Source organism: Arthrobacter sp. 4R501, from assembly GCF_002929755.1.
In the GTDB taxonomy this organism is placed as follows: Bacteria; Actinomycetota; Actinomycetes; order Actinomycetales; family Micrococcaceae; genus Arthrobacter.
Genome location: NZ_PJIW01000009.1, coordinates 1 through 13912, shown reverse-complemented (window position 1 = coordinate 13912; position 13912 = coordinate 1). Strand labels below are relative to the sequence as shown.

General features: G+C 66.5%; 9 protein-coding genes and 1 pseudogene. 8 read left to right on the top strand and 2 right to left on the bottom strand.

Annotation, left to right across the window (positions count from 1 at the left end; genetic code table 11):
* The first annotated feature begins 114 nt into the window (after positions 1-114).
* The 5 genes from CXR02_RS10435 (at position 115) to CXR02_RS10415 (ending at position 6314) form a co-directional block, all read left to right on the top strand.
* Complete coding sequence (locus CXR02_RS10435; RefSeq protein WP_104061945.1) at positions 115-1641, top strand: leucyl aminopeptidase; 1527 nt, start codon at positions 115-117, stop codon at positions 1639-1641.
* Between the two features lie 282 nt (positions 1642-1923).
* Positions 1924-3306 (top strand): dihydrolipoyl dehydrogenase, encoded by a 1383-nt coding sequence (lpdA, locus tag CXR02_RS10430; protein WP_104061944.1) that lies wholly within the window; start codon positions 1924-1926, stop codon positions 3304-3306.
* 124 nt (positions 3307-3430) lie between these two features.
* Complete coding sequence (sucB, locus tag CXR02_RS10425; protein ID WP_104061943.1) at positions 3431-5140, top strand: 2-oxoglutarate dehydrogenase, E2 component, dihydrolipoamide succinyltransferase; 1710 nt, start codon at positions 3431-3433, stop codon at positions 5138-5140.
* A 162-nt stretch (positions 5141-5302) separates the two neighbouring features.
* Positions 5303-5653 (top strand): hypothetical protein, encoded by a 351-nt coding sequence (locus CXR02_RS10420; RefSeq protein WP_104061942.1) that lies wholly within the window; start codon positions 5303-5305, stop codon positions 5651-5653.
* A gap of 232 nt (positions 5654-5885) precedes the next feature.
* Complete coding sequence (locus CXR02_RS10415) at positions 5886-6314, top strand: OsmC family protein (RefSeq protein WP_104061941.1); 429 nt, start codon at positions 5886-5888, stop codon at positions 6312-6314.
* 126 nt (positions 6315-6440) lie between these two features.
* On the opposite strand, the gene CXR02_RS10410 is transcribed toward CXR02_RS10415, so the two are convergent.
* A complete protein-coding gene (locus tag CXR02_RS10410; RefSeq protein ID WP_104061940.1) occupies positions 6441-9947 on the bottom strand; it encodes a S41 family peptidase in 3507 nt (1168 codons plus the stop codon).
* A 73-nt stretch (positions 9948-10020) separates the two neighbouring features.
* Between CXR02_RS10410 and CXR02_RS10405 the strand changes: the two genes are divergently transcribed.
* Positions 10021-10914: a TIGR01777 family oxidoreductase gene (locus CXR02_RS10405; RefSeq protein WP_104061939.1), complete on the top strand. Its 894-nt coding sequence runs from the start codon at positions 10021-10023 to the stop codon at positions 10912-10914.
* A gap of 41 nt (positions 10915-10955) precedes the next feature.
* On the opposite strand, the gene CXR02_RS22600 is transcribed toward CXR02_RS10405, so the two are convergent.
* Complete coding sequence (locus tag CXR02_RS22600; RefSeq protein ID WP_104061938.1) at positions 10956-12968, bottom strand: serine/threonine-protein kinase; 2013 nt, start codon at positions 12966-12968, stop codon at positions 10956-10958.
* A gap of 139 nt (positions 12969-13107) precedes the next feature.
* Here CXR02_RS22600 and lipB point away from each other — a divergent pair, with 139 nt between their 5' ends.
* On the top strand, positions 13108-13776 hold the full coding sequence (gene lipB, locus CXR02_RS10395; RefSeq protein WP_104061937.1) for a lipoyl(octanoyl) transferase LipB: 669 nt from the start codon (positions 13108-13110) through the stop codon (positions 13774-13776).
* Positions 13773-13912: pseudogene (locus CXR02_RS22895) on the top strand (lipoyl synthase); the annotation flags it as partial. The gene lipB and the pseudogene CXR02_RS22895, both read left to right, overlap by 4 nt.

Sequence of the window (13912 nt, the reverse complement as noted above, 5' to 3'; positions counted from 1 at the left end):
GGTTTACCGGCACCCCGGCGACGTCCCGATCGGACGGCCGCCGGATTTCCATGGCCGGGCGCCTGACATCCATACCAGCGCGAACAGCCTTTTCGAGAATTGAGGACTTACCCCGTGGTCAAGAATACTGAAATCAACCTTAGTACCCTCGCTAAGGACCTGAAGAGGACCCCCAGTGACGCCGTTGTCATCGGCGTGGGACAGGGATCGGACGGCCCCGTCCTGCTTGAGAATCCGCTGACCGCAAAATCGGCTGAAGCGCTCACAGACTCCCTGAAGGTCCTGGGCGTCACCGGCGCCGCTGACCAGGTCGTCCGGCTGCCCGGCCTGCCGGAAACCGGTTCCGGGGTCCTGGTCCTCGCCGGCGTCGGCAAGGTTGCCGCTGGCCGCCCGCTGACCGAAGAGGCCCTGCGGCGTGCCGCAGGTTCCGCCGTCCGCCAGCTCAGCGGCCTGCCCACCGTTGTCCTCGCGCTCCCGACGGCGGGAGTCGCCGACGTCGCGGCGGTCGCCGAAGGTGCCGCCCTGGGAGCCTATTCGTTCACCGAGTACCGGTCGTCCAACGACGGGCTGAAGGATCCGGTCCGCAACGCAGTGATCTACACGGACGTTACCGCCAATGATGCGCTCCGCTCTGCGCTGACGCGGGCAGGCCTGATCGGCAAAGCCGTCAACGCCACGCGGTCCCTGGTCAACCAGCCGCCCAGCCACCTCTACCCCGAATCCTTCGCCGAGGCCGCCAAGGAACTGTCCAAGGGCCTGCCTGTTAAGGTCACGGTCTGGGACGAAAAGCGCCTGGAAAAGGAAGGCTTCGGCGGCATCATGGGCGTGGGCAAGGGGTCCACGCGCCAGCCCCGCCTGGTGAAGGTCGAATACGCCCCTGCAAAGGCCACCGCAAAAATCGCCTTGGTGGGCAAGGGCATCACGTTCGACACCGGCGGAATTTCGATCAAACCGGCCCTTGGCATGGGTGACATGAAGAGCGATATGGCGGGCGCCGCCGTCGTCCTTAATACTGTGCTGGCCATCGCGGGACTTGGCCTGCCGGTGAAGGCGACCGCATGGCTCTGCATCGCGGAAAACATGCCCTCCGGTGCGGCCTCACGGCCGGCGGATGTCCTTACCATGTTCGGCGGCAAGACCGTTGAGGTGCTGAACACCGATGCCGAGGGCCGCCTGGTCATGGCAGACGGCATCGTCGCGGCGAGCCTCGAATACCCTGACGCCATCATCGACGTCGCCACCCTCACCGGTGCGCAGCTCATCGCCCTCGGCAACAGGACCGCCGGCGTGATGGGCTCTGACAGTGTCACCGGACCGCTCAAGGCCGCCGCCGACCGTGCGGGCGAACTGGTGTGGCCCATGCCGCTGCCGGAGGAACTGCGCCCGAGCATCGACTCCCAGGTGGCCGACCTCGCCAATATCGGTGAGCGCCACGGCGGCATGATGACCGCGGCTGTTTTCCTGCGCGAGTTTGTGGGCAAGGCCAAAGACGGGGAGCAGATCCCCTGGGCGCACATCGACATCGCCGGCCCCTCCTTCAACAACGGAAGCTCTTACGGCTACACCCACAAGCAGGGCACGGGCTGCACGGTCCGCACACTGGTTGCCTACGTGGAGGACATCCTGGCGGCTGCCGTCTGACCCCAGGGGAACCCTGGCCTGTGCTGTTGAGTTGTCACGCGGCCGTTGACCTGGGACCGCAGAACCGGCCGTGATCCCTTGGCCACATGGCCGCGTGACACTCGACACAAGCGCCCCACAAAGGCGGCGCCAAGGTGGAGCATGGATGAGGGGTTCGCTAAGGTGAACCCCGGTAGTCACAAATGCACGAGAACCTGCCTGCTGGCATAATCACGGCAGTACAAGTTCCAAGACCAGATGATGCGCACGGTCGCGTCATCGTTCACGCGAGGGAGCGTCTAAGTGGCCGATCAGGCAACTGCGCAAGAATTCGACATCCTGGTACTAGGTGGCGGCAGCGGCGGATACGCCACGGCCCTGCGTGCCGTACAGCTTGGCTTGACCGTTGGTCTGGTTGAGAAGGCCAAACTGGGCGGCACCTGCCTGCACAACGGCTGTATCCCCACCAAGGCCCTGCTGCACTCCGCAGAAGTTGCCGACCACGCCCGCGACGGCGCCAAGTACGGCGTGAACGTGGAGCTCCAGTCCATCGACATGACAGCCGTGAACGCCTACAAGGACGGCATTATTGCCGGTAAGTTCAAGGGCCTGCAGGGTCTGATCAAGGGCAAGGGCATCACCGTCATTGAGGGCGAAGGCAAGCTCACGGCCCCGGACACCATCACCGTGAACGGCACGGCCTACAAGGGCAAGAACATCGTCCTCGCCACCGGCTCCTACTCGCGCTCCCTTCCGGGCCTGGAAATCGGCGGCCGCGTGATCACCTCTGACGAAGCCCTGAAGATGGACTACGTGCCCAAGAGCGTCATCGTCCTGGGCGGCGGCGTCATCGGCGTTGAATTCGCTTCAGTATGGAAGTCCTTCGGCGCGGACGTCACCATCGTTGAGGGCCTGCCGTCCCTGGTGCCCAACGAGGACGCATCGATCATCAAGGTCCTGGAGCGCACCTTCAAGAAGCGCGGCATCAAGTTCAACACCGGCACCTTCTTCCAGGGCGTCGAGCAGGACAACGACGGCGTCAAGGTAACCCTCGTGGACGGCAAGACCTTCGAAGCGGACCTTCTGCTCGTGGCTGTCGGACGCGGACCGTCCACGGCGGGCCTGGGGTTCGAAGAAGCGGGCGTCACTGTTGACCGTGGCTTTGTCATCACCAACGAACGCCTCCACACCGGCGTCGGCAACGTCTACGCCGTCGGCGACATCGTTCCCGGCGTGCAGCTGGCACACCGCGGATTCCAGCAGGGCATCTTCGTCGCCGAAGAAATCGCCGGCCTGAAGCCCGTGGTTGTCGACGACATCAACGTCCCCAAGGTCACCTACTGCGATCCCGAGATTGCCTCGGTGGGATACTCCGAGAAGGCCGCCAAGGAGAAGTTCGGCGAAGACAAGGTTGAAAGCACGGAATACAACCTGGCCGGAAACGGCAAGAGCGCCATTCTGGGCACGGGCGGCATCATCAAGTTCGTCCGCGAAAAAGACGGCCCGGTTGTTGGCGTCCACATGATCGGCACCCGCGTCGGCGAGCAGATCGGCGAAGCCCAGCTGATCGTCAACTGGGAAGCCTACCCGGAAGATGTTGCCGGACTCATCCACGCGCACCCGACGCAGAACGAGGCACTCGGCGAGGCCGCAATGGCCCTGGCCGGTCGCCCGCTTCACGGCTAATAACAGCCAGCAGCACAGCAAGACAACTGGGCTTGGTGCACCCGGCGCGACCCGCCGGGTGCACTAAGCTCGAACAAGCCAGCCATCATCCGCACAAAAGATCAATAAGGAGAACGGGGACGACATGTCTGAATCCGTTAACTTGCCCGCCCTCGGTGAGAGCGTCACCGAAGGAACCGTCACCCGCTGGCTCAAGCAGGTAGGTGACCGGGTAGAGGTGGACGAACCGCTGCTCGAGGTTTCCACCGACAAAGTAGACACCGAAATCCCCTCTCCGATTGCCGGCATCATCGAGGAAATCCTCGTAGCCGAAGACGAGACCGCTGAAGTAGGCGCTCCCCTGGTCCGTATCGGCGACGGCTCCGGCGGCGGCGCAGCCCCCGAAGCAGCAGCACCGGCCGAGGAAGCCCCCGCCGCACCGGCTGCAGAGGCACCGGCCGAAGAAGCACCGGCTGCAGAAGCTCCCGCAGCGGCTGCACCCGCAGCTTCGGACGGCGAAAGCCACGACGTCACCCTCCCGGCACTGGGCGAAAGCGTCACCGAAGGAACCGTCACCCGCTGGCTGAAGGCCGTGGGCGACTCCGTTGCAGTGGACGAACCGCTGCTCGAGGTATCCACGGACAAGGTTGACACCGAAATCCCGTCCCCCGTCGCGGGAACGCTGCAGGAAATCCGTGTCAACGAAGACGAAACCGCCGAAGTTGGCGCCGTCCTCGCTGTCATCGGCTCCGGCGCGGCAGCCCCCGCAGCCTCCGCACCGGCACCAGCAGCAGCGCCGGCACCCGCCGCCGCGCCTGCCGCACCGGCCCCCGCAGCACCCAAGGCAGAGGCTGCGCCGGCGGCACCTGCTGCGGCAGCTGCCCCCGCTCCCGTTACAGTCCCGGCACCCGCGGCCGAGCCTGCTGCCGGCGGCGACTCCGGCTATGTGACTCCCCTGGTCCGGAAGCTGGCCAACCAGCACGGCGTGGACGTCGCATCGCTGTCCGGGACCGGCGTCGGTGGGCGCATCCGCAAGCAGGACGTCCTCGCCGCGGCAGAAGCCAAGGCCGCTCCCCCCGCAGCTGCACCGTCCAAGCCGTCCGCCGCTCTGGCCGGTCCGGCTGCTTCCTCCCTGCGCGGCACCACGCAGAAGGCTCCCCGCATCCGGCAGGTCATCGCTCGCCGTATGCGCGAATCCCTCGAAATCTCCACGCAGCTCACGCAGGTGCATGAAGTGGACATGACCAAGGTGGCCAAGCTCCGCCTGAAGGCCAAGAACTCGTTCCTGGCCCAGAACGGCGTCAAGCTCACCTTCCTGCCGTTCATTGCCAAGGCCGTGGCCGAGGCCCTCAAGCAGCACCCCAAGCTCAACGCTGCGTACGACGAGGACAAGCAGGAAATCACGTACCACAACGCCGAGCACCTGGCGATCGCAGTGGACACGGACAAGGGCCTCCTGGTTCCGGTCGTCACCGATGCCGGCAACCTGAACCTGGCCGGACTGGCCGCCAAAATCGCGGACGTTGCCGGGCGCACCCGCGACGGCAAGATCGGCCCGGACGAACTGTCCGGCGGAACGTTCAGCATCACCAACATCGGTTCGGTCGGCGCCCTGTTCGACACCCCGATCATCAACCAGCCTCAGGTCGGCATCCTGGGCACCGGCGCGATCGTCAAGCGCCCCGTGGTGGTGGCCGATGAGAACGGTGACGACTCGATCGCCATCCGCTCCATGATGTACCTGTCCCTCACGTACGACCACCGCCTGGTGGACGGCGCGGATGCAGGCCGCTTCCTCCAGACCCTGAAGGCCCGCCTTGAAGAAGGCGCCTTCGAGGCCGACCTGGGACTCTAGCCCCAGGCCAGAACCGAACGACGGCGGTGCACGCGCCGATGGGAAACCACCGGAAGGCGTGCGCCGCCGTCGCGGTTTAAGGCGCAGCGCTGAATCCGCCGACACAGAAACTCTGCGGCCGGCCTTACTACATGATGTAGAACCCCTGCGTAGACTGGTCGCATGATTATCGTGTACAACATCGTGGTCTTCCTGCACATCGTCGGCGCCGCCATGATCGTCGGAATCTGGATCGGGAACATGAAAACCCCCACGGTCCACCCCCGGCAGTTCGACGGCGCAGCTCTTCAGCTCATCACCGGCATCGTGCTGATGGGCCTGATCCCGTCCCTGGACATGGACGCGAATTACTTCAAGCTGGGCATCAAGTTCGCGATCGCCTTGGCCGTCGGCGTGCTGGCTTTCATCGGCCGCCGCAAATACAAAAAGGGCGAGGACATCAGCAAGGGCCTGGCCCACGGAGTTGGCGGACTTGCACTGCTTAACGTGGCCATCGCCACGATGTGGAACTGAACGCCCGCTGAACCGCTCACGACGGCGCCGCTCCCCTCTGTGGGGTGCGGCGCCGTCGCTGTTTTGACGGCCTAGCGGTGAGCGCCACGCGGCCGCCACGCGGCTGGGTTGTCCAGTCACAATCCACTGAGAGCGGACACCCTGTGCACGGCCGCCGCTCAATCCCTAGGATTGGAACCGGCGGGGCCAGGCAACGGCCGGTCCCGGTTCGAACCGACTTTGAGGAGTGGACATGGCAGCAACACGCACCGCGCACACAGTATGGAACGGCGACCTGATCACGGGGTCGGGTCAGACCACGCTGGACAGCTCCGGCCTGGGCACATTTGAGGTTACCTGGAAGGCACGCACCGAAGCGGCCGAGGGCAAGACCAGCCCGGAAGAACTCATCGCCGCAGCGCACGCGAGCTGCTTCTCGATGGCGTTCAGCAATATGCTCGCCCAGGCCGGACATGCTCCGGAAGAAGTCAACACCAAGGCCGACGTGACCTTCGTTCCCGGCACCGGCATCACCGGCAGCCACCTGACGGTGTCCGCAAAGATTCCCGGCATCTCCGAAGAGGAATTCCAGAAGATCGCCAGCGAAGCCAAGGTTGGCTGCCCGGTTTCCGGCGCGCTGGCCAGCATCGACATCACCCTGGACGCTACCCTGCAGTCCTGATCCAGCCAGGCCTCTACCGCGTTCGCTATGAACGCTGAAGGCTCCTGAGACAGAGCAGGCCCTGCCCCGCCCGGACTATCCGGGCGGGGCAGGGCCTTCTTTGTTTCTATTGGCGCCGGGCAGGCCTTATTCGCCGTACCGGCGGGCCGGCAGCGGTGCGGGCTTCAGGCGGCGGTAGCCTTCGCGGACCGGGGGCTTGTCGGTGGGCAGCTCCTGGATCATTTCCTTGAGCGCACCGATGCCGTATTCCAGCTGCGGATCCCGACCGGCGGCGTAGGCGTGCGGCGGGTAGAGCACTTCGATGTCGGGGTCCACTCCATAGTTTTCCACGGACCAGCCCACGCCGCCGCCGAACCAGGTGGCGTACCGCGGCTGGGTCACCCCCGTACCGTCGGCCAGGGAGAACCTGTTATCGATCCCCACTACGCCGCCCCAGGTGCGCGTGCCGATCACCGGGCCGATCCCCCGAAGTTTGGAGACCTGGGTGATGATGTCGCCGTCGGACCCGGCAAATTCATCGGCGAGGATGATCACCGGACCCCGCGGGGCGTGGTGCGGGTAGGTCCGCGGACGTTCGCCGCGGGGCATGCTCCAGCCGGTGACCTTTCGGCCAATCAGCTCCGCCACCAGCTGGGACGTGTGTCCGCCACGGTTCCGGCGGACATCCACGATGAGTCCGTCCAGGGCAGTTTCGGTGTCCAGGTCGCGGTGCAGTTGCGCCCAGCCGTTGGCCATCATGTCCGGGATATGCAGGTACCCGTAGCGCCCGCCGGAAGCCTCCCGGACAATCCCGCGGTTCGCGGCCACCCACTCCTGGTAGCGCAGGCGCTCCTCGTCCTTCACCGGGATCACAGCAATCCGCCGCTGCTCCCCTGCCTCCACTCCATGCCCGGCTCCGTTGCGTAATGTCAGCTCCACAGCCCGTCCGGCGGCGCCCACCAGCTGCATCGCGGGGCTCACCGTGGCGGACAGCGGCACACCGTCGATGGCCAGTACTACGTCCCCGGCCATGGCCGCAGCGCCCGGCCGGGTCAGCGGCGAGGTGGCCAGCGGGTCCGAGGACTCGCCGGCCAGGATGCGGGTGATCTCCCAGCCCGTCGGTGTGAACGCGAAGTCTGCGCCAAGCCGACCCTGGCCGTTGCTGCCGTTTTCCGTGACGGCTGCGGGCCGAACGTAGGCGTGCGAGGTGCCCAGCTCGCCGTGGAGCTCCCAGAGCAGGTCCACCAGGTCGTCGTGGGACCCCAACCGGTCAACGATCGGACGGTACCGCTTGTGGATCGACTCCCAGTCCTGTCCTGCCATGTCTTCGGCCCAGAAGAAATCGCGCTGCAGGCGCCAGGCTTCGTCGAACGCCTGGCCCCAGACGCTGAGGGGGTCCATCATCACGCGGATGCGCCCCAGGTCCACCTTGACCAGCTGGCCGGATTCCTCATCGGCTTTGGCAGCAGAAGGAACCACGCTGACCTGCTTGTCGTTGACCAGCACTACTTTCTTGCGATCGCCGGAGAGCCGGTAGCTGTCCAGGGCTTCCACCAGCGTGGCGGACTTACGGCGGGCAAGGTCGAACCGGACCAGGCTGGGGCGGGCGTCCTTGTCTTCCTGGCTGGCTTTGCCGTCGCCGGTGACGCCTGCCAGAGCCCAGTCCAGCCATAGCAGTGCACCCTCCGTTGACGTGAGTGACGTGTAGTTGCCCTGCGGCACCGGAACGCCGATGACGCGGTGGGCCAGCCCGGCCGGATCCACGCGAACAGCACTTACTGGTGCAGCGCCTGCCGCGGCGTCTGCGTCCGTGGTATCCGCGCTGTCCGTGAGTGCGGCAGGGGACAGGTCAACGGCGGGGCCAAACGGCGACGGCGTCGTGGCGGCCAGTGCCACCAGGTACGGCTTGATGGGGCTGGGGAAGGACAGGTCGAACGAATGCCCGTCGTACACCGGATCAAAGCTGCGGTTGGACAGGAAGGCCAGGAACTTACCGTCCGGCGTGAAGCTTGGGGACCCGTCGCAGAAACGGCCGTCAGTGACCTCGACGATGCCGCCCGCCAGGTCCGCGGCATTGGCCAGCCGGAGCCGGCTCCGGGAGCCGAACGAGGTGACAGGTTCGGACCAGGCAAGCCACTGGGAGTCAGGCGACCACGCGAGTTCCGCGATGCTGCCCTCGCCGATGCTGGTGACGAGGGAAAGCTCGCCGGTGGCTGTGTCCGCCACATAGACGTCCCCGAAGGAGGTACCCACCGCAAGCCACCGGCCATCGGGGCTAGCTTCCAGGGCGCTGGCGCGTGACGGCTTCGGGAAGGCGATGCGGGTCGGCAGGCCGGCCCGTCCTGCGTCGACGTCGGCTTCCGACGGGCCGTGGGCGGCGTCAGCCGGGGAGTCCTCGGCCCGGGAGTCATCAGGCACCGAAACAACGACGTCGGCAGTCACCGGTGCGGACGATGCCGCCGCGGGAACCGGGCGCGGCAGTGGCGCTTCCAATTGGTCCCGAGCAGCTGCAGCGGGTACGGCAGCCGGGGCTGCCGTGACGGCAGGGACCACGGTGTCGGGAACCTGCGCGGCAATCTCCTTGATGTAGATCGCCTCCACGCCGTCGTGGTCGGCGACGTAAGCGAGGCGGCCGCCGTCGAGCGGCCTGGGGAGCCGTGCCCGGACACCCTGGGTGGCCTCGACGATACGGGAGGGGCCGTCCTGGTGACGGAGCCAGTGAAGGGTCCCATGGGCCTCCACTGCGCTCGCGGAGCCACTGTCATCCGGCACCACCGTGCCCAGGTGTTTGGAGGTTTTCAGCAGGCCCGGGCGACGCGATTGCGACGCGGAACCCAGCGAGATGTCCAGCCGTACCGCGGCAGAGGACAGATCGTGCAGGATCCAGAGCTCACCGGCAGATTCGAAGATGACCCGCCCACCGTCGGTGGACGCGTGCCGGACGTAGAAGTCCTGGTGGTCGGTGTGCCGACGAAGATCGCCGCCGCCGGGCAGCACCGAGTAAAGGTTTCCGTAACCCTCGTGGTCTGACAGGAACGCGATGCGCCCGTCCACCCACATCGGATCTGCGAGGTTTCCGTCGAGGTGGGGAACCAGGCGCTCGAACTCCCCGTTTCCGTCGGCGTCAATCCAGAGCTTGCCGGCGGTGCCGCCGCGGTACCGCTTCCACCAGGCCGGTTCACGGGAGAGCACGCTGGCCAGGACAACCGGCCGATCGTCCCCCACTTCCGGACCAAAGGCCACGGATTCGACGGGTCCGAAGGGGAGCTCCTCAGCAGACCCGCCGTCGACCGGGACGCTGTAAGCGTAGGTGTGCCGGCTTTCAGCCTGGCGGAACGCGCTGGTCACTACTGCGTCGCCGGCTGCGGTGAAGCCTTTGACCCGGGTTGTGGCGTGGCCGAAATACGTCAGTTGCCGGTAGCCACCGCCGTCCACCTCCGCCGAGACCACTTCCGGGGCGGTTCCCTGGATGACAGTCCAGACCAGCCGTTTGCCGTCAGGCGTAAACCGCGGATTGCGGGCGGGCAGCTGCAGTGACGAAACCCGCCAGGCGCGGCCGCCGCTGAGCGGCGCGATCCACACGTCGTCCTCTGCCACAAACGTGACCAGATCGCCGTGGACATGCGGAAACCGGAAGTAGCTCGAAGAAGTCATCGTTCGATCATAGTCAACTCCCGGTACGGTCCGGGGAGGTACCGACGGCGTGCGGGCCGTGGTGAGATGGATCATGCACATCGTCATTGCCGGGGCCTCAGGGCTGATCGGGACCCATTTGTCCGCAACGCTGCGAGAGGCCGGCCATGACGTGACCACGCTCGTCCGACGCGAGCCCACGTCCGCGGCCGAAATCCGCTGGGACCCCGCAGCGCGCCGCCTGGATCCGGCGGCGCTGGCCGGCGCGGACGCAGTGGTCAACCTCTCCGGTGCCGGGATCGGGGACAGACCCTGGACCAGACGCCGGGTCGACGAGCTGATGACTTCGCGTTTGGCAGCCACCGGCACCCTGACCGCGGCCATGGCCACGCTTGACGAACCGCCGCGGACGTTTATCAGCCAGTCGGCGTCCGGGTACTACGGCGATTCGGGGTCCGCCCAGCTCCGGGAGAATGCGTCGCCGGGCTCGGGTGTTCTGTCACGTATCTGCGTCGAGTGGGAGGCCGCCGCCCATCGGGCGCCGGCCGGCGTCCGCGTGGTCACACCGCGCACCGGTGTTGTGCTCAGCCCCGCAGGTGGCGCGCTGGGCCGGCTGCTGCCGCTGCTTCGCCTCGGGGTGGGCGGTCCACTCGGCCACGGCAGGCAGTACTGGCCGTGGATCACTCTTCCGGACGTCGCCGCAGCATTTATGTTCCTCGCTGACTCCGGGCTCCACGGACCGGTCAACGTCTGCGCCCCCGAAAGCGCTGACGTCAACGCGTTGGTCGGTGCCTTGGCATCCGCGCTTCACCGGCCGGCATTTTTCCGGGTACCTTCGCCGGCCCTGCGCCTGGTCCTGGGTCAGCTGGCCGATGAACTCATCCTTCCCAGCCAGCGGATGGAACCGGCGGCACTGGAAGCAGCCGGCTTCCAGTGGCAGCACCCGTCACTGGCCCAGGCCGCTGCCTGGGTGGCCGGCAAGCACTGAGCCTGAGTCGACAGGCTGAGGCAACGTGCTGAGGCAACCAGTCAGGTCCCGGGCAGGACGTCCGTGATCCGCCAGCAGCCGTCAACGGAGACCAGCACCAGCCGGAGGTTCCGGGCTGCTGCAGGGGCGCCGGTCGCCACGATCGTTCCGGAAGCATTCCTTTCCTCATAGGGCGACGTGGCTGACGTGACACTGACAACAACCTGGCCGGATGGACTGCCGGGCTGGACCTGCAGATCCGCTACGGAACTCGTGAATCCGGCCAGGACGTGGCCTGACTCCTGGAGCTCGGCCTTAAGGCCTGCATCCGCGGCAGAGGCCGCCGATCCCGGGGCATTAACCAGATCCAGCAGCTCCAGCCGGCCGGAGCTGAAGGCCAGGGACCTCACGGCGGCCAATCCCCTGACTGCTTCGAGCGGGTCCGCCGAGTCCAGCTGGGCCGCGGCGTCGGCCGGGACTCCTGCGGCGGCGAGCAAGGTGTCCAGCTCGCCGGTGACCACCTCGCCGGTCTCGGCGCCCTCCGCTTCTGCCCGTGCGCCGGACCTGTCGCCGGCGCTGGCAGCGACCGCCCCTGGTCCGGCGGGCACCGCCCACGGCCCCTCCGGCCCAAAGGCTCCAGCGGCGCAGATGGCTCCCGCCACGACGGCACCGGCTCCCACCGCCAGCAGCACCGTGCCCCGATTGCGTCCGGCCATCCCCACACGCCCGCCGCGCCGGTTTGGTCCGGGGCCCACCACCGTCTGCGACGCCACCGTCCGACGCTTCGCCCCGGGGATCTGTTCTTCATCGTTCGGGCCGGGATCCACCACTTTTTGAGCCGCCACCGTGCGACGCTTCGCCCCGGGGTTTTGTTCGTGATCCTTCGGGCCAGGTTCCACGGCATGCCGGCCGCGCGGCGCCGGCTTTTCCCCGTCGACGGCCTGGACCATTGCGGCGACGCGGCCGGCCCCAAGTGCCTTCGCCTCTGGATCGCGGAGCATTCGTTCGTCGAGCATTAGGGCGCCAACCACTGGCGTCTCCCTTTCGTCCCCGGCCGGGAACGGAAGGACCTGCCGCACCCCCACCAGCCCGGACCAACGCGACGTCGAGATCCGGCGCCGCCAGGCCCGGAGACCATTCCGGAGCGCGCCGCCGGGATGTTCCGGGACGGGGCGCCGCGTCAGGAGCTGCGGGATAACCGTGGCGTGGACGGAGGAGGCGAGGTCCACCGGCAACGGTGGGGCACTGCGGTAGACCGCCGTCGCCAGCTCAACAGCCGTGGGCCGGAGCCGACGGTCCTCATGAAGGCCAGCCTCCAGGGCCGCGGCCAGCTCGGCTGGAACGTCAGGGAGCAGAAGGGAGAGAGGCGGACGGTCGGCGGTACGGCGCGGCGGCTGGCCCGTAAGGCAGTACCACCCCAGCGCCGCCACGGAGTAAACGTCGCGTTCCGGCTGCAGCCCCGCCCTCACGGCGTCCACCGGTGCCGGATCCATGAACCCCGGGGTGCCATGGTCCGGCACTGCCGAAACATCACCCACCATTCTGGCGATCCCGACGTCGGACAGCATTGGCTTGCCATGGCCTGTAAAGAGGACGTTCCCGGGCGATACGTCACCGTGGGTGAACCCCTTGCCGTGCAGGTAGCCAAGTACCTGGGCAATAGGGGTGAGCACGGTGACCGTCTCCCCGATGGTGAGCTCGGCCCTGCTTCCGACCAGCTCTCCGAGGGAACCGCCGGGCGCGTAATCCAGCAGCAGCCCTATTGTCCCTCCGGCCGTCACTGCTGATCCCGCCGGCTCGCGAAGACGGAGGGCGTCGTGGGCTTTGATGAGGTGCTGGTGGTCAAGGACAGAAAGAATGCGGATTTCACGGCGGATGGCCTCCTCGGCATCGGCCCCGGTTTCCCTGCCTTCGCCGGGACCGGTCGAGCCGCTGTGCTCTGCACCGAGGCATTTCAGCGCAAACTCGCGGCCGGACCTTGCTTCCGTAACCAGCCACACGGTTGAACTTCCGCCGCGGCCCAACACGCGGCCCACCAGGAAGCCGGGAACCACCGGGGCATTGAAATCATCCATGACTCATGTCTAGCGGAATCCGGGAATGCCTGCAGAAGTTATCCACAGGCCCACTGGATCCGACAAAGCACGAGTCAGTGCATGAGAGGTCCGACACTATATCCGGACCCGTCGCGGATCGGGGTCTAAGCTTGACGGCATGACTCTTGAGTTTTCACAGGTGGGTCTCGCCCCGGACTTCGTTGACTACACGCGCGGCTGGGATCTGCAGCGCGGGATCCACAGCAAGGTCGTCACAGCCGAAGCGCCCAGCACTGTCCTCATCCTTGAACATGCGGCCGTCTATACAGCGGGCAAGCTCACGGAAGAGCACGAGCGCCCGTTGGACGGCACGCCCGTCGTTGCGGTGGACCGCGGCGGAAAGCTGACCTGGCATGGCCCCGGCCAGCTGATCGCGTATCCGATCCTCAAGCTGAAGAACCGGTCAGGCATCCGAGACTACGTTGAGCGGCTCGAAGCCGTCATGATCGCGGTCATGGCTGACTATGGCATCAACGCAGAGCGCATCAAGGGACGCGCCGGCGTGTGGATCACGGCTGACAGCAAGGGCCCGGACCGGAAGATTGCAGCAATCGGCATCCGGGTCCTGGACGGGGTCACAATGCACGGCGTCGCCATTAACTGCAACAATGATCTGGCGCCTTATGCCCAGATCATCGCCTGTGGCATCACCGACGCCAGCGTCACCACAATGTCCATCGAAACCGGCAGGAACATCGCCCCGGGCGATATCGCGGACCGGTTCGTGGAAGAATTTCGCAAGCACGAAGAAGCACTCGTTTCAAGCCCTGAGGGAGCACTCCTGTGACACTGGCACCAGAAGGCCGGAAGCTGCTGCGTGTTGAGCAGCGCAACTCTGCAGTACCTGTGGAGCGGAAGCCGGAGTGGATCAAGGCGAAGGTCCAGATGGGTCCGGAGTATGTCCAGCTCAAGAACCTGGTCAA